Annotated in this window: 18 protein-coding genes and 2 tRNA genes; 14 read left to right on the forward strand and 6 right to left on the reverse strand. The window is 43.7% G+C overall.

Annotated elements, in window-relative coordinates; all coding sequences use genetic code 11:
• Nucleotides 1-2: 2 nt before the first annotated feature.
• Nucleotides 3-1,262, reverse strand: a complete 1,260-nt coding sequence (gene fliD / locus ACZQK9_RS10290) for a flagellar filament capping protein FliD (protein ID WP_483270502.1) — start codon at nt 1,260-1,262, stop codon at nt 3-5.
• A gap of 203 nt (nt 1,263-1,465) precedes the next feature.
• Here fliD and rpmG point away from each other — a divergent pair, with 203 nt between their 5' ends.
• The 9 genes from rpmG (at nt 1,466) to ACZQK9_RS10335 (ending at nt 6,058) form a co-directional block, all read left to right on the forward strand.
• The gene (gene rpmG / locus ACZQK9_RS10295; RefSeq protein WP_177985712.1) at nt 1,466-1,615 is read left to right on the forward strand and encodes a 50S ribosomal protein L33; all 150 of its coding nucleotides are present in this window, start codon (nt 1,466-1,468) and stop codon (nt 1,613-1,615) included.
• Nucleotides 1,616-1,630: 15 nt separating this feature from the next.
• Complete coding sequence (gene secE / locus ACZQK9_RS10300) at nt 1,631-1,840, forward strand: preprotein translocase subunit SecE (protein ID WP_021984631.1); 210 nt, start codon at nt 1,631-1,633, stop codon at nt 1,838-1,840.
• 12 nt (nt 1,841-1,852) lie between these two features.
• Entirely contained in the window at nt 1,853-2,440 is a 588-nt protein-coding gene (nusG, locus tag ACZQK9_RS10305) for a transcription termination/antitermination protein NusG (protein WP_178017618.1), read from the forward strand.
• Nucleotides 2,441-2,461: 21 nt separating this feature from the next.
• Nucleotides 2,462-2,887, forward strand: coding sequence for a 50S ribosomal protein L11 (gene rplK, locus ACZQK9_RS10310; protein WP_021984629.1), 426 nt, complete (start codon nt 2,462-2,464; stop codon nt 2,885-2,887).
• Nucleotides 2,888-2,942: 55 nt separating this feature from the next.
• On the forward strand, nt 2,943-3,632 hold the full coding sequence (gene rplA / locus ACZQK9_RS10315) for a 50S ribosomal protein L1 (RefSeq protein WP_178017617.1): 690 nt from the start codon (nt 2,943-2,945) through the stop codon (nt 3,630-3,632).
• 149 nt (nt 3,633-3,781) lie between these two features.
• Nucleotides 3,782-4,027, forward strand: a complete 246-nt coding sequence (locus ACZQK9_RS10320) for an acyl carrier protein (RefSeq protein ID WP_178017616.1) — start codon at nt 3,782-3,784, stop codon at nt 4,025-4,027.
• 18 nt (nt 4,028-4,045) lie between these two features.
• Nucleotides 4,046-5,101 carry a hypothetical protein gene (locus ACZQK9_RS10325; protein ID WP_483270503.1) on the forward strand — a complete coding sequence of 352 codons (1,056 nt, stop codon included), beginning with the start codon at nt 4,046-4,048 and terminating at the stop codon, nt 5,099-5,101.
• Nucleotide 5,102: 1 nt separating this feature from the next.
• The gene (locus tag ACZQK9_RS10330; protein ID WP_483270504.1) at nt 5,103-5,828 is read left to right on the forward strand and encodes a 4'-phosphopantetheinyl transferase family protein; all 726 of its coding nucleotides are present in this window, start codon (nt 5,103-5,105) and stop codon (nt 5,826-5,828) included.
• A 156-nt stretch (nt 5,829-5,984) separates the two neighbouring features.
• Nucleotides 5,985-6,058 (forward strand) — tRNA-Arg (locus ACZQK9_RS10335).
• Nucleotides 6,059-6,312: 254 nt separating this feature from the next.
• Here the strand turns inward: ACZQK9_RS10335 and ACZQK9_RS10340 are convergent.
• Nucleotides 6,313-6,385 (reverse strand) — tRNA-Gln (locus tag ACZQK9_RS10340).
• A gap of 262 nt (nt 6,386-6,647) precedes the next feature.
• Between ACZQK9_RS10340 and ACZQK9_RS10345 the strand changes: the two genes are divergently transcribed.
• From ACZQK9_RS10345 to ACZQK9_RS10365, 5 genes are all read left to right on the forward strand, one after another.
• A complete protein-coding gene (locus ACZQK9_RS10345) occupies nt 6,648-6,998 on the forward strand; it encodes a hypothetical protein (RefSeq protein ID WP_178017613.1) in 351 nt (116 codons plus the stop codon).
• A gap of 41 nt (nt 6,999-7,039) precedes the next feature.
• Nucleotides 7,040-7,879 (forward strand): CvfB family protein, encoded by an 840-nt coding sequence (locus ACZQK9_RS10350; RefSeq protein ID WP_483270505.1) that lies wholly within the window; start codon nt 7,040-7,042, stop codon nt 7,877-7,879.
• Nucleotides 7,880-7,906: 27 nt separating this feature from the next.
• On the forward strand, nt 7,907-8,287 hold the full coding sequence (locus tag ACZQK9_RS10355; RefSeq protein ID WP_483270506.1) for a RidA family protein: 381 nt from the start codon (nt 7,907-7,909) through the stop codon (nt 8,285-8,287).
• Between the two features lie 127 nt (nt 8,288-8,414).
• A complete protein-coding gene (locus tag ACZQK9_RS10360; protein WP_177982132.1) occupies nt 8,415-9,440 on the forward strand; it encodes a branched-chain amino acid aminotransferase in 1,026 nt (341 codons plus the stop codon).
• Between the two features lie 3 nt (nt 9,441-9,443).
• Nucleotides 9,444-10,472 (forward strand): glycosyltransferase family 2 protein, encoded by a 1,029-nt coding sequence (locus tag ACZQK9_RS10365; protein WP_483270507.1) that lies wholly within the window; start codon nt 9,444-9,446, stop codon nt 10,470-10,472.
• Nucleotides 10,473-10,554: 82 nt separating this feature from the next.
• Here the strand turns inward: ACZQK9_RS10365 and ACZQK9_RS10370 are convergent, their stop codons facing one another.
• The 4 genes from ACZQK9_RS10370 to ACZQK9_RS10385 form a co-directional block, all read right to left on the reverse strand.
• Nucleotides 10,555-11,208, reverse strand: coding sequence for a phosphatase PAP2 family protein (locus tag ACZQK9_RS10370; protein WP_483270508.1), 654 nt, complete (start codon nt 11,206-11,208; stop codon nt 10,555-10,557).
• Nucleotides 11,209-11,321: 113 nt separating this feature from the next.
• Nucleotides 11,322-12,932: a CTP synthase gene (gene pyrG / locus ACZQK9_RS10375; RefSeq protein ID WP_177971278.1), complete on the reverse strand. Its 1,611-nt coding sequence runs from the start codon at nt 12,930-12,932 to the stop codon at nt 11,322-11,324.
• A 96-nt stretch (nt 12,933-13,028) separates the two neighbouring features.
• The gene (locus ACZQK9_RS10380; protein ID WP_483270509.1) at nt 13,029-13,988 is read right to left on the reverse strand and encodes a glycosyltransferase family 2 protein; all 960 of its coding nucleotides are present in this window, start codon (nt 13,986-13,988) and stop codon (nt 13,029-13,031) included.
• Nucleotides 13,989-14,024: 36 nt separating this feature from the next.
• Nucleotides 14,025-15,200 carry a glycosyltransferase gene (locus tag ACZQK9_RS10385; RefSeq protein WP_483270510.1) on the reverse strand — a complete coding sequence of 392 codons (1,176 nt, stop codon included), beginning with the start codon at nt 15,198-15,200 and terminating at the stop codon, nt 14,025-14,027.
• Between the last annotated feature and the right edge of the window lie 278 nt (nt 15,201-15,478).

Genomic DNA, 15,478 nt, shown 5'->3' on the forward strand with positions numbered 1-15,478 from the left:
GACTATGCATAATTATTATACATCAGACCACTGTAAACAGACTGCGTATATGTTGCGGTCTGTTTTTCTTTTGCGTTCGGATATGTCACGATCAGGCGGTCGATATATGCGAGCGGATCTAAGGTCAGGCGATTCACTGCTTTTCCGATATCTGCGCGCAGACTGGAATTATCTCCAAACAACGTATTCAGTGTGTCATATGAAACACCATTTGCGAGCTCCGAGTCAAACTGCATACGGTGATCCTCGCCAACGGTGATGCCGATGGAGGCAAGCTGATCCTCGTGGCGTGTGACAATACCGGAAATATCGTGATAGAGATTCCGGCTTCCGATGGAGGTTGGCTCACTCTCCTCCGAGAGGGTAACCAGCTGATTGTATGCGTCGGTAAAATTCGTCATCTGTGTGACAAGCAGACTTTTATCTGGTGTGAACCGGACATTTACCGGAGTGTCCGTGACCTTATGAAAATCAAATTCCGCAACCTGATTGATAGAGATATGATTGGAAGCCGAGGTATGTACGAGATTGTCGATATAGAACCGCGCATTTTCCGGGTAGGTCTGTACCTGGTTAAGACCAAAGGCATCGACTACATCAGTCCCCTGCTTGTTATCAAATGTAAAATATAAGGAAGAAACTGTTTCGGGAGTACCTGTCTTGGTAGAAGCAAGCATAAGTGCGCTTGTATTTTCTTCCTTTATAATAGAAGCGCGTACATCAATGTGTCTGCGGTTGATCTGATCGGCAAGCTGTTGCTGCAATGACAGGCTTGTATCATCTCCGGAGACAGACAATGTAAATGGCAGATTCCCTCGCATCGTATGCATGGAGAAGCTGTAATTGCCTGGTGCCAGTATTGCACTGTCAGAATCAAGATAAGCTCCGATATTTACCTGTTCACTGGCGAGCTGGTCAATCTGCAATGTTATGTGATCCGGAAGTTCTCCGGAGGCGTGTGTACGGAAAGAACCGGATACAGCATCCGGATTGTCAGTGAAGAGCAGCTTTTTTGTGTAAAGCTCACTGTCAGGATTTGCAAGCTGCTCGGTGATATCCCGCAAGGTTAATGCCTGCTCCTTGATATCAATCATGTGTGACTGTCTGGAGTCCGAAAGGGAAACCAGATAGAGAGGGGATGATTGATTGTATTTGGAAATACTGTTATAAACCGCTTTGAGTTCGGAAGCCTTGTGCGTACGTGTACGACGTTTTGGTACTAAATCATGGTTTAAATAATTGTACACTTGTGATATATTCATATAAGAAAGCCTCCTTTCCCAATATAATGATTTTGTTATAATTAAATATATTATAAATATCGTAAAAATTCAACTTTTTCCTTGACTTTATATGCAGGTTTTGTTATTCTAAAGCTTGCGATGGAAGAGGTCCTTTTTTTTTGCACGAAAAAGAGGATTCTATTATGTCATCTGTGAAAAAATAAATATGGAGGTGGATAGTTGTGCGTGTAAAAATTACATTGGCATGTCAGGATTGTAAACAGCGTAATTACAATATGACAAAGGATAAGAAGACGCATCCGGACAGAATGGAAACAAAGAAGTATTGTAGATTCTGTAAGAAGCACACGATGCACAAGGAAACAAAGTAATCGGAGGAGTAGTCTATGTCAAAAAAAGAAGAGACTTCTTCACCTTCCTTGAAGAGAAGCTGGTTTCAGGAGCTCAAGGCTGAGTTTGGCAAGATCACTTGGCCAACGAAGGACAAGCTCGTGAGACAGTCTGCGGCTGTAATCGTGATTTCCGTAATTCTCGGATTTATCATTGCAGGTGTGGATTACCTGTTACAGATCGGTTTAACTTATATTGTTGGTTAGGTAGGTGAATGTATGTCAGAACTATTCGAAAACGAAGCTACAGCATCTGGAACACCGGAAAGTGGAATTCCGACTGATGGTGAGGCAAGATGGTATGTAGCTCATACCTACTCAGGTTATGAGAACAAGGTGAAAAATGATATCGAGAAGACTGTTGAAAACAGAAAGCTTCAAGAGCAAATCCTTGAGGTAACCGTACCGGTTCAGGAGGTAATTGAGACAACAAAGACAGGCGCGAAAAAGACAGTTCAGAGAAAGTTGTTTCCTGGTTATGTTCTGGTTCATATGTACATGAACGATGTTACATGGTATGTAGTTCGTAACACACGGGGTGTTACAGGATTTGTAGGTCCGGAATCCAAGCCGGTTCCACTCACGGAACGTGAGATGCGTGCGATGGGTATTGTGACTGAGGCACCAGTGGTTCACATTGATGTGGAGGTTGGTGATCAGATCAAGGTTATTACCGGAGCTTGGGAAGGCAATGTTGCAGTTGTTAAGGCAATTAACGAAGGCAAGAGAACCGTGACCATCGACGTTGACATTTTCGGACGTGCTACATCTGTTGAGATTGGATTTGGAGATATCCAGAAGATGTAAGAGGTTTAGGAGGTAGCTATAATGGCTAAGAAAGTAGAAGGATATATTAAATTACAGATTCCTGCAGGAAAGGCAACACCTGCACCACCTGTTGGTCCTGCACTTGGACAGCACGGTGTTAACATTGTACAGTTCACAAAGGAGTTTAACGCAAGAACTGCTGATCAGGGCGATATGATCATCCCTGTTGTAATCACAGTTTATGCAGATAAGAGTTTCAGCTTTGTAACCAAGACTCCACCGGCAGCAGTACTGCTTAAGAAGGCGTGCGGCCTTAAGTCAGCATCTGCAGCACCGAACAAGACAAAGGTTGCAAAGATTTCTAAGGCTAAGGTTCAGGAGATCGCTGAGCTGAAGATGCCAGATCTGAACGCAGCAAGCCTTGAGGCTGCTATGAGCATGATCGCTGGTACAGCTCGTTCTATGGGAATCGAAGTTGAGGATTAATAAGAAATAATCGTAGGAGGGTCGCTCCCGCAAAAACTACAGGAGGTTTATTTGAATGAAAACAGGTAAGAGATATTCAGAAGCTGCAAAGCTTATTGAAAAGACAAAAACATATGACTTAGAAGAGGCTGTTGCACTCGTTAAGAAGACAGCCAGTGCAAAGTTTGATGAGACAATCGAAGCTCACTTCCGTCTGGGCGTTGATGGTCGTCATGCAGACCAGCAGGTTCGTGGTGCAGTTGTTCTTCCTCATGGAACAGGTAAGACTGTAAAGGTTCTCGTATTTGCTAAGGGTAACAAGGTAGACGAGGCTCTTGCAGCAGGCGCTGATTACGCAGGTGGAGATGAGCTTGTACCAAAGATCCAGAACGAAGGCTGGTTGGATTTTGATGTTGTTGTTGCTACACCGGATATGATGGGTGTTGTTGGACGTCTTGGACGTGTCCTTGGACCAAAGGGTCTGATGCCAAATCCAAAGGCTGGTACAGTTACTATGGACGTAACAAAGGCAATCAACGATATTAAGGCTGGTAAGATCGAGTACAGACTTGATAAGTCAAACATTATCCATGTGCCAATTGGAAAGGCTTCTTTCACAGAGGAGCAGTTAACAGACAACTTCCAGACTTTAATAGATGCAGTTATTAAGGCTAAGCCGGCAGCTGCAAAGGGACAGTACATTAAGAGCTTGGTAGTAGCTTCTACAATGGGTCCTGGCGTAAAGCTGAATGTTACAAAGTACTAAGATTTAGCCATAACAGAGAAAAGAGTGTGAATGGATTTCCGATGTGAAGTGCATGCACACTCTTTTTTTCTTGCTTTTCAGACGTAATAATAGTAAAATTAAAATACTTGATACATCGAGAAAGTAATTTTACCAAGGGGGTACAAACAATGGAAAAGGAACAGATTGTAACGAAACTTACGGAAGTGATTCGTGACGTGTTACCGGAGTTGGATGAGGTAGACTTGCATGCCAATATGGTAAATGAATACGGCGTAAATTCCGTATCTTTGATTCGTTTGCTCGTAGCGGCAGAAAGCAAGTTTGATATTTCATTTACAGATTATGAGCTTGCTCTCAGTGATTACGATTCTTTTAGTGATATTGCAGCATTGATCGCAGAAAAATTAGCATAGATTGGGAGGAACAGCAAAATGGCAGATATGAAAAAATTACCGGTAACATATCCAATGATTACATCTTGGCAGTGGCATGCGACACTGTTTTCTATTCTTTCAGATGATGAGAATGCAAAGAAGTGGATTTTCAGCAACTATATTCAGCTTCGATGCTATAATATTCAGGAGATTTTCACAGGTGACGATATGCTTCTCGCAGATATGATGCCTGGAAGCAGTGCATTGAAGCAGTGCCCGTATCTTATGTTCTCGCTGCTTACAAAAGAGCAGATTCAGAGCTATTGCGGAAACATCATTGACTTCATCATCAAGACAATTGATCTGAACGGATATGTATATGGAGTATTCGATGAGGCAAAGATTTTGTGTGATGCAGAGGTTGATTACAAGTTCCCTCATGAGTTGTTTATTTATGGATACAATCGTGATGAGGAAGTATTCTATGTAGGCGACTTCACATTCCAGGATCATTATTCTTATAACACAGTCAGCTTCTCTGATTTAGAGCGCGGCTATGAGGTTATCACAGAGCAGGATGACCATGTATTTAAGGATGACCATAAGGGTGGACGTGGATTGTATGTTGTAATGAAGAATACGGAGCATCCAATCTATGAAGTAGATATTGAACTGATCAAACAGACAATCAGTGAATATCTGAATTCCCAGGATACAAAGGATCATTTCCGTATGCTCCGTAACCGTTTTGATGATACAACATTCGGTATCAAGGTTTATGACAAGGTTCTTTCCCAGATAGAAAAGCAGCTGCATGCAGAGGAACCGGACTTTGATATCCGTGCATTGCATGTCATGTATGACCATAAGGTTTTGATGTTAGAGCGTATTAAGTATCTGATGAATCATGGATTCCTGAAATACAATGAGAATACGATCAGCGAGTACCAGACAGTTGTCCGTAATATGCTGACTGCGCGTAACCTGCTTGTCCGTATCTCTATCACAGGTGAGATCGAGTCAGCTGTCCGCTTCAAGAACTATTTTGAACTTGCAAGAGAAAAGGAAATCAGTACATTGTTCCGTATCCTTGCAGAACTGGAAGATAAATAATATGACAAAGATTCATGTATCTGTTGTAAAAGTAAATCGTGAATACATAGAACAACATTTTGATGAATTGGTCGAACGCTTATACCCGGAACGAAAGTCCCGGGTATTGGCTTTTCGTAGACGGGAACCGGCATATACCTCGATTGTTGCAGGCTTAATGTTACAGACACTTGTAGAAGAGAAGCTTGGCATAGCTCCGCAGGCATTGGTACTAGAAAAAAATGAGAATGGAAAGCCGACAGTACAGGGACATCCAGAGTTTTACTTTAATCTCTCCCATGCGGGGGATTATGTTGTGCTTGCATATGGGGATGTGCCGCTGGGGGTTGATATCGAGCAGATCCGGGAAAAGGATAATCTGCGTGTAGCCAGACGTTGCTTTACCGAGCGGGAGTATGCTTATGTATCCGGACAAAAAGAGGTAGTATCTCAGGAGCCGGCAGATTCGCATGGTGGTTTGGCGAAAAAATTGAGGTTCAAGCCGGATGACAGTCTGTGTGCAGAACGGTTCTTTTATCTGTGGACGATGAAAGAGTCATATCTGAAGCTTACAGGCGACGGAATCAGCGTGCCGCTCAATTCCTTTGAAATCGATCTGGTGCAGAAGGCTGTCATTGGAACGCCGTACCGGTACTTTATGCTTCGAATGGATGATTATTGGATTTCTGTCTGTGCGGAGGAAGACTGTATGGTGGAATATAGTCTGGATTCCTGCATCCGCTTTTGAGATGGTTGGTTATGCTGATTTTTTGGAGACATTCACTGGTTGTCACGTTTGGACTTTTTGAGGATTTTGATATTGGCTTCAATTTTGTTAAGAAAACGCTTGACATTTGGTCTAAACTACGGTAGAATATCATCTGTTGTGAGACACAACACAGATGCGGTCGTAGCTCAGCTGGATAGAGCACTTGGCTACGGACCAAGGTGTCGGGAGTTCGAATCTTCTCGGCCGCATACCTTAAAGCTTTCCAATTTATTGGGGAGCTTTTTTTGCGCGTTCCTACAAGCACTGCACATCAGCACTTAACGAGGAAAGTGACAATTCGTAGAATTGATACTTTGCGAGTTTAGTGTCTGCTATGTGCGGAAGTGAGCGGGAGCGGGTCTGCGGAGAATTACGTTGTATGTTGCATCCTTAAAATATATTAAATGGCTCGCATTCCAAAGCAGAAAATAAAAAGACGATCGAACCTCGACCGTCTTATAAACTGGGCTACCAGGATTCGAACCTGGAAAATGCTGGAGTCAGAGTCCAGTGCCTTACCATTTGGCGATAGCCCATCATTATGAAGTTTGGAGACTCTTTTGTGTCTCACAAGTTGGTATTATATTACATGTCTATTGAAAATGCAACCCTTTTTTTAAAAAAAGTTACAAAAAGTTGAAATACGCTACAAAACGCCACACTTGTCAGGAATTGGATAAATAATTGTTTGACAAACGGAAACAAATACTATATGATTGCATACGTTGAACGCTAGGAGAAAACAAAGATTTTTGTAAATCAATTGCGTAGTGAACAACCATTTGAAAGGAAGTAAGTATGAGCAGCGTAATATATGTGGTTCCGTGGGCCATTTGTGATACAGAAAGCATATATGTGAAGAAAGTCAAGGGCGACGATGTGCAGGTGCCGGAGAAGGGCAGTGAGTTTAATTCATGGTGCATCCGTAATGTGATTGCAAGCCCGGATCGCAGAACAAAGGATACGTATGCGGTTGTGGATGTATTCAATGGCTATAAGGAAAAGATGAATGAGAAAGGCATGTCTGTATTTTCGCTTACGAATTCGCCGGATGTTTTACTGGATATGGGATTTGTAAAGGCAGATGAGACAGAGACATCCTTTATAAAGAATAAAGTATTGAAGTTGAATAAGGACAAGAAAAAATAGACCACGCATGTTTGTGGTCTTTTTTTAGAAAGTAGGGAAATATGATAGAAATTGGAAAATGGAATGATCTGAAAGTCATTCGTTCAAAAGACTTTGGAATATATCTCGGAGAAGAGGATAGTGCAACCGTGGATACGGTTCTGCTTCCAAGAAAACAGGTGCCGGAGGGCGTGAAAGCGGGCGCATCCCTGCGAGTCTTTATTTACCGGGATTCACAGGATCGGATCATCGCAACAACGAATACACCGTTGATCACCGTAGGAGAAGTGAAGAAGCTGCAGGTGAAGAGTGTGACAAGCTTAGGCGCATTTATGGATTGTGGACTGGAACGTGATGTGCTGCTTCCATTTAAGGAGCAGACGACGAAAGTGGAGACTGGGAAGTCCTATCTGGTGCGGATGTACGTGGATAAGTCCGGACGACTGGCAGTATCGATGAAGGTTGGTAAGGAATTGCAGCCAATCGAGGGTTACGAGGAGGGACAGGATTTCGTAGGAACGGTGTATGAGTTCAAGAAAGATTTCGGCGCTTTTGTGGCAATTGATGACAAATATCCGGGACTGATTTATGCAAGTGAATTGTATGCGCCGGTGCGTGTCGGCGATGAGGTGCATGGCAGAATCGTGAAGATCCGTCCGGATGGAAAGGCAGATCTTGCATTGCGGAAACTGGCATATGCACAGATGGAAGAGGACAGTGCGATGGTATATGCCGTTATAAAGAGCTATAAAGGCGTTTTACCGTTTACAGATAAGGCAGATAAGGATATAATCAAGAAAGAGTTCGGACTCAGTAAGAACGCATTTAAGCGCGCCTGTGGACGTCTCTTGAAAGAGGGAAAGATCCGCATTACGGAGAAGACAATTGAACTCGTTGATTAGATAATATTTATAGGAGGCACATATATTATGAAGACAGTGATTCAGACACCTAAGGCACCGGCAGCAATCGGACCGTATTCCCAGGCGATTGCGGTGGGAGATATGATTTATACATCGGGTATGATTCCGATTATTCCGGAGACCGGTGAGCTTGAGACTGGTGATGTCAAGGCACAGGCAAAGCAGGCAATCGGAAACCTGATCGCGTTGTTGAATGAGGCGGGCAGTGATGCGGAGCATGTGGTAAAGACTACGGTATTTATTAAAGATATGAATGATTTTGCTGCAGTGAATGAAGTATATGCAACATTTTTTGAGAAGGACTGTCCGGCACGTTCCTGTGTAGAGGTGGCAAGACTTCCAAAAGATGTGAAGATTGAAATCGAAGCAATTGCACTCAAAAAATAATAAAATAAGCATTTTGAACAGTTAAACCAAGCAAAATCACTCGATTATGCTATTTTCTGCTTGCATAATTACATATGAGTGGTAAAATAAAGGGCAGATAATACGCATGAGGGAAAGGAAGTAATAGATCATGAGCAAAAATATTGATTGGTCTTCACTTGGCTTTGGCTATGTGCAGACAGACAAGCGTTTCGTATCAAACTATAAGAACGGTGCATGGGATGACGGCGTGCTGACTGAGGATGCAACAGTTAATCTGAGTGAGTGTGCCGGAGTCCTTCAGTATGCACAGACCTGTTTTGAAGGTTTGAAAGCATATACAACAGAGAAGGGACAGATTGTGATTTTCCGTCCTGACTTAAATGCATCCCGTATGGCAGATTCCTGCAAGCGTCTGGAGATGCCTGTATATCCGGAAGATAAGTGGGTTGATGCAGTCGTGAAGACAGTTGAGGCGAATATTGACTGGGTACCACCATATGGTTCAGGTGCAACCTTGTACATCCGTCCGTATATGTTCGGCAGCAATCCGGTTATCGGTGTAAAGCCTGCAGATGAGTATCAGTTCCGTGTATTCTGTACACCGGTTGGCCCTTACTTTAAGGGCGGTGCAAAGCCAATTGTAATCCGTGTCAGTGATTATGATCGTGCAGCACCTCATGGAACAGGTCATATTAAGGCTGGATTGAACTATGCTATGAGCTTATACCCAATCGTTGATGCACATAACCAGGGATTTGCAGAGAATATGTATCTGGATGCTGCAACACGTACAAAGGTAGAGGAGACAGGTGGAGCAAACTTCATCTTTATTACAAAGGATGGCACATTGGTTACACCAAAGTCAGACAGTATCCTTCCATCTATCACTCGTCGTTCTCTGATGGTTGTTGCAGAGAAGTACCTTGGCATGAAGGTAGAACATAGAGAAGTTTACTTCGATGAGGTAAAGGATTTCGCAGAGTGTGGTCTGTGTGGTACAGCTGCTGTTATCTCTCCGGTTGGAAAGATCAACGATCACGGCAAGGAAATCTGCTTCCCAAGCGGTATGGATGAGATGGGACCATACATTAAGAAGCTGTATGATGCTCTGACAGGTATCCAGATGGGACGAATCGAAGCACCGGAAGGCTGGATCAAGGTAATCAAGTAATTTATGAATAAAAAAATATTAACCATTACAATTCCCTGCTATAATTCGCAGGACTATATGAAAAAGTGTGTCGATCACGCATTGATTGGTGGCGAACTTGTGGAGATATTGATCGTGGATGACGGCTCTACAGATGACACGGCGCAGATTGCAGATGCCTATGCAGAGAAGTACCCGACAATTGTAAAGGCAATTCATAAAGAAAATGGTGGGCATGGCGATGCGGTGAATACCGGTATCGCTCATGCAACCGGAGTTTATTTCAAGGTTGTTGACAGTGATGACTGGCTTGACAAAGAGGCCTACAAACAAGTGCTGAAGGTCTTAAAGAAGATTGTGGAAGATGAGAAGGATTTGGATGTCCTGCTCTCAAACTACATCTATGACAAGGTAGAACGTCGGAAGAAGCGCGTGATGCGTTACCATGGTGCTTTGCCGGAGAAACGTATCATCAGCTGGGAAGACAGCCGGATTCGGTTCAATAAGTTCCAGTATGTACTGATGCACTCAGTCATTTACCGGACACAGCTGCTGAAGGATTGCGGTTTGCAGCTTCCGAAGCATACATTTTATGTGGATAATCTCTATATATTTGAACCGATGATTCGTGTGAAGAAGCTGATGTACCTGAATGTTGATTTATATCATTATTATATTGGCAGAGAAGGACAGTCGGTCAATGAGAAGACGATGATGAAGCGGATTGATCAGCAGATGCTTGTCAACCGGACGCTGATCCAGTTTTTCAGTGAGAATCGAAAAGAACTCCCGCCACAGATGTATCGGTTTTTGTTCCAGTACTTAGATATGATGATGTGTGTTGCATCGAGTATCTGTGTTGTATCAAAGGACAAAGAGTTATATAAGAAGAAAAAAGAACTGTGGAAGTATCTGAAGGATACAGACGCAGAATTATACAAGGAACTTCGTACAACGTTGTTCGGTATCACGTTCAATCTGCACGGACCAACGGGCAGATGGTTTGCCAGAACCGGATATCGTGTATTCCAGAAGTTGTTTGGATTTAATTAGAAGATAAATAAAAATTCCGAAGCTTGTTTATAACAAACTTCGGAATTTTTGTTTTATCAAAAAACTATGAAACGAACAGTTATTACATTTCTTTCTGTTTTGTTCTTCCCCAAGGAATCACATAGACAATTGGATAGAGGATTGCTGCCATTGCAAATGCACCGATGACATCCCACACCGAATGTTGCTTCAAAAACATCGTGGATAAGATAATCAGAATACCAATGACTGTTGCAATCACTTTGATCCATGCTTTATCTTTTACACCTTTGCTCCTGTATAGGGCAACGAGACAACCAAGTGTGTTAAATACGTGCAGACTTGGGAATACGTTCGTGCTTGTGTCTGTCTTATACAGCATCTTGACGAGTCTTGCACACAGGTTATTGTTGTAGGAGATATCCTGCCGCAGATCCAGACCATTGTGCCAGATGGTGCAGATGATCAGGAAAATCGTCATGCCGCTGAACAGATACGCACAACATTGATAATATTCTTTCTTGGAATAGAAAAATTCATAGCCGACAATCGCCGGGACGAACAAAAACCACATAAAATAGGGGATAATAAAATATTCACAGAACGGAATCTTGTAATCAACCGGCATCGATACGAGATGAAACTCTGTGGTTACTGTTTTCTCCAGCCACATGAACCATGGCATATAGATTGCGACGTATAACAGTGTCCATATATGATTATACTTTTTTAAAAACGTAGGACTTTTTTTATTCATATGGTCCGGATACCCTTTCTTTTGTGCTGCATAGAAAACCGAAAGGATATCCAGCCGGTGAATTCACATGCATTTAAAACTGCCACTTTCAAATGTAGACAAATGGTAGTATATCATGCTTCTTCGGAATGTGCAATCGCAGCACCGACAAATCCTAAGAATAATGGATGTGCCTTGTTCGGACGGCTCTTAAACTCCGGGTGTGCCTGTGTCCCGATGAACCAAGGGTGATCCGGAAGCTCGATCATTTCAACGATATGTCCGTCCGGAGACAGACCAGACAGGAGCATGCCGTGATCCGTCAGAACCTTTCTGTAATCGTTGTTTACCTCATAACGATGTCTGTGACGCTCGTTGATGTGATCGGTGCCATATAACTGGTATGCTTTGGAACTCTTGTCGAGTACGCAAGGATAAGAACCAAGCCGCAATGTTCCGCCTAAGTCTGTGACACCATTCTGGTCAGGCATGATATGGATGACCTGATGGCTGGAGCTTGGGTTGAACTCAGAGCTGTTCGCATCCGGATAACCGACAACATTTCTTACGAACTCCACGATGGTAAGCTGCATACCAAGACATAAGCCAAGGTAAGGAATCTTGTTTTCCCGTGCATAGGTGATTGCTTCAATCATACCTTCGATACCACGGTCACCGAAACCGCCGGGTACTAAGATGCCGGATACATCGCCTAAGATTTCTGCGACATTTTCCTTCGTGACAAGCTCAGAATCGACCCACTTGATCTCAACATCCGCACGGTGCGCGACACCGGCATGCTTCAGGGATTCTACGACAGAGATGTAAGCGTCATGCAGGCTGACATATTTTCCAACCAAAGCGACGCGCACCTTCTTCTGTGGATGCTTCCAGTTGTCAACCATGGCGATCCAGTCATCAAGATCCGGTGCCGGGCATGGAATGTGGAGACATTTGCAGGCTGCATCAGCAAGCTTCTCGTGCTCCATAGCAAGAACCACTTCGTATAATACATCCACGTCCAGATTCTGGATGACACATTCGCTTGGAACGTTACAGAAGCTGGCAATCTTATCTTTAATTGCTTTGTCTAACGGAAGATCGGAACGGCAAACTAAGATATCCGGCTGGATACCAAGCGACTGACATGTCTTTACGCTTGCCTGTGTCGGCTTTGTCTTCAGTTCGCCGGATGATTTTAAGTAAGGAATCAGTGTGACGTGGATCATGATACAATTTTCATGTCCGACATCCAACTGAAACTGACGGATGGCTTCCATGTACGGTTGGCTCTCGATATCGCCGACAGTACCGCCAACTTCGATGATTGCAATCTCATCGTCTTTTGCATCTGGATTGCGATAGAAACGATCTTTGATTTCGTTTGTAATATGCGGAATGATCTGAACGGTATGACCGCCGAAGTCACCACGACGCTCCTTGTTCAGAATGCTCCAGTAAACCTTTCCGGTTGTCACGTTGGAACCCTTGTTCAGACTCTCGTCGATAAAACGCTCGTAGTGTCCAAGATCCAAATCGGTTTCTGCACCGTCATCTGTTACAAATACCTCGCCATGCTGAATCGGATTCATAGTTCCCGGATCCATGTTGACATATGGATCAAATTTTTGGCTGATTACCTTGTAGCCGCGCGCCTTCAACAGGCGTCCAAGTGATGCCGCGGTAATACCCTTACCGAGCCCGGATACAACGCCGCCGGTGACAAAAATGTACTTTACTGCCATAGCTCATTCCTCTTTCTGTTTGATTTTTATATTTTCATTCTATTTACTTAAGAAAAATTCAAAAATTATTATAAACGAAAAGGAAAACGAAGTCAATTACAAATGATTAGAATAAAACATAAGTTGGAAGATGCGGTTATCCTTTGGGTTCTGACGGAATAAATATTTGCCGGATTTGCCCATTTTACGGTAGGATTTTACGTCCTGATACTTCGTTACAATGTTCAAAAACGGTTGCTTTTCTTCCGGTACATGGTAGATCCGTTCAAATGCTTTTGCCTGTCTGGAGATATGTCCGCCGTTCGTGCGGCTCTGCTTTAAGCGGCGGAAGAATCTGGAATAGCCGGAAGGGGCTGCTGCACCGAGCGCATTTCCCGCATGCTGACGGTACTTGTAATGCGCTGCGCTGTCATAGCAGACTTCGCCGAAGCACGAAGCAACAAGATAGAGCCACCAATCATGCATATAGATATCCTGAGGCATGCTGATCCGGATATAAGACATAAGAGCCTGGTTAAATACGATACTGGCACCGCGTGCGATGTTCTCAATCAATGCATTCCGGAAGTCGGGAACCAGCTCTCTGCCTGCGGTCTGCATGGATTCCGGAAGCAGATTCAGTGCATCGTCGGTATTCCACGCGTCACAACAGTAGAGAAGCGGTGTTGCAAATGTGCGAATCTGGGAATCATGCTTCTTTTTTTTCGGCGATTTTGATTTGCGCATCTGTTCGAGTTTCTGACAGGCGATGGAAAGCTTATCTTCATCCCACACATCATCTTGATCGGAGAGGGCATAGAAATCCACATCCGGGTCGGATAATTCGAACAGACGAAAGAAAGAAGCGACCACGCCGCAGTTTTCGCCGCTTAGATATTGCATGTTGTCATGGAGTGCGGCATAGGCACGCAGGATATTCACGGTGCCATCGGATGAACCGTCGTCACGGACGAACAGCTTCACGGCAACATTTTTCTGATTCAAGATACTGTCTAATTGTTCTTTTAAATAAGCTTCGCCATTGAAAGTAGATAGCAGAACCTGAACTGTATACATAATAGTCTCCTTTTATAAATGCAATGTCGTAGACCGTTAATTGGTCAACTCTGTATAAATCGTAGTCATAAGCTTGTGTACAAGCGATATATCAAAGTATTTTCTGCAGTTGACCTGATTTTCCGCGCCGAGTGCCTGTGCCAGTGCCGGATCATCGAGGATTTTGTTCGTCTTCGCTGCATATGCGTCTACATCCTTCGTTGGAAGCAGGTAATGCTTGCTGCGGGTATGAGGTTCCGAAGCAAGTAAGTCGCGGTTCCCACGGATGTCCGATGCAATGATGGGGAGCCCGGCAGCCATTGCCTGCATAACAGCGACAGATAAGCCCTCCTGAAAACTTGTAAATAAGAACAGATCCGCACAGCGATACAGATCCAGAACATCCGTATGATAGCCGGCAAAAAATACACGGTCAGCAATCTGCAGCTCCTGTGCCAGTTCTTTTAACGACGGTTCGAGAATGCCTTTGCCACAGATGGCAAGGATTGCATCGTCCCGGTCGGCCTTCGCAAATGCACGGATGGCAGTTGCAACGTTCTTGCGGGGGATCAGCTCTGCGACCGTCAGTATAATCTTCTTGTCAGGGGGCAGACCGAACCGTCTGCATACCTCCGTTTTATTGACACGGATAGAAGCAATCGCGTCCGTATCCACGCCAACACCGGGAACATGGTGTACGTTTGGATGGTGGAACTTCTGCTTTGCTGCCAGGTAATCCTCCTGATTGAGCGTAATCAGACAATCCGTTACGTGGGACAGCCATTTCTCAACATTATAATATAGGATATAATTCTTGAGACCTGCACCGCGGAAAAAGTGAAATCCGTGAACAAAATAGATGACTTTCGTACCATCTTCTTTGCGGAATTTCTTCGCGGCAAGGCGGCCAACCACGCCGCCAAATGGTGTCTGTGTATGCACGATCCGGCAAGGGTGGTTCCGCATATATCGCTTCAGAATCCGGATGGATTTGAATGCCTTTCCAAGCTCGGTTACCTTTCGGGGAATCGGCAGATCGATGATCTCGATATCCTGTGCGGCAAGCTCGTTTGCAAATGCGTGGATACGTTCCGCGGTGCTTGAATTTCCCTCCTGAAAATTCGCGGCAACCGAAATCGTGTATCCCATATCCTGCAAAATCCGGATGTTGTCCTTATTAAAATGATCAATCATTGATGCGGAATTCGCAATCAATAAGGCGTGTTTTTCCATATAATAACGTCCTGTTTATATTCTTGTAATCTTATTGTGACCATATGTGGAAAACTGTGATACAGATTTCCACAACTAATATGAATTATACTACAAAATGGAATTCAATACAATTCAATACATTTCAATACAATGCAAGACATCTGGATAATGTACAATGTGTGTTATGGCAATAATGTATAAAATAACCGAGAGCAGAATGATAAAATATGCTATACTTTTAGATTGGATTTAGAAACGAATAAAAATAGGTGTTATGTTATACAAGGAGAAATTAC

This window comes from Wujia sp., from assembly GCF_056872695.1.

Coding starts and splice junctions, on each gene's coding strand:
- rplK (WP_021984629.1), top strand. CDS start 2,462: ATGGCTAAGAAAGTAGAAGGATATATTAAATTACAGATTCCTGCAGGA.
- ACZQK9_RS10365 (WP_483270507.1), top strand. CDS start 9,444: ATGAATAAAAAAATATTAACCATTACAATTCCCTGCTATAATTCGCAG.
- pyrG (WP_177971278.1), bottom strand. CDS start 12,932: ATGGCAGTAAAGTACATTTTTGTCACCGGCGGCGTTGTATCCGGGCTC.
- ACZQK9_RS10385 (WP_483270510.1), bottom strand. CDS start 15,200: ATGGAAAAACACGCCTTATTGATTGCGAATTCCGCATCAATGATTGAT.
- rplA (WP_178017617.1), top strand. CDS start 2,943: ATGAAAACAGGTAAGAGATATTCAGAAGCTGCAAAGCTTATTGAAAAG.
- ACZQK9_RS10345 (WP_178017613.1), top strand. CDS start 6,648: ATGAGCAGCGTAATATATGTGGTTCCGTGGGCCATTTGTGATACAGAA.
- ACZQK9_RS10325 (WP_483270503.1), top strand. CDS start 4,046: ATGGCAGATATGAAAAAATTACCGGTAACATATCCAATGATTACATCT.
- nusG (WP_178017618.1), top strand. CDS start 1,853: ATGTCAGAACTATTCGAAAACGAAGCTACAGCATCTGGAACACCGGAA.
- ACZQK9_RS10320 (WP_178017616.1), top strand. CDS start 3,782: ATGGAAAAGGAACAGATTGTAACGAAACTTACGGAAGTGATTCGTGAC.
- ACZQK9_RS10330 (WP_483270504.1), top strand. CDS start 5,103: ATGACAAAGATTCATGTATCTGTTGTAAAAGTAAATCGTGAATACATA.
- ACZQK9_RS10350 (WP_483270505.1), top strand. CDS start 7,040: ATGATAGAAATTGGAAAATGGAATGATCTGAAAGTCATTCGTTCAAAA.
- ACZQK9_RS10370 (WP_483270508.1), bottom strand. CDS start 11,208: ATGAATAAAAAAAGTCCTACGTTTTTAAAAAAGTATAATCATATATGG.
- ACZQK9_RS10355 (WP_483270506.1), top strand. CDS start 7,907: ATGAAGACAGTGATTCAGACACCTAAGGCACCGGCAGCAATCGGACCG.
- ACZQK9_RS10380 (WP_483270509.1), bottom strand. CDS start 13,988: ATGTATACAGTTCAGGTTCTGCTATCTACTTTCAATGGCGAAGCTTAT.
- fliD (WP_483270502.1), bottom strand. CDS start 1,262: ATGAATATATCACAAGTGTACAATTATTTAAACCATGATTTAGTACCA.
- secE (WP_021984631.1), top strand. CDS start 1,631: ATGTCAAAAAAAGAAGAGACTTCTTCACCTTCCTTGAAGAGAAGCTGG.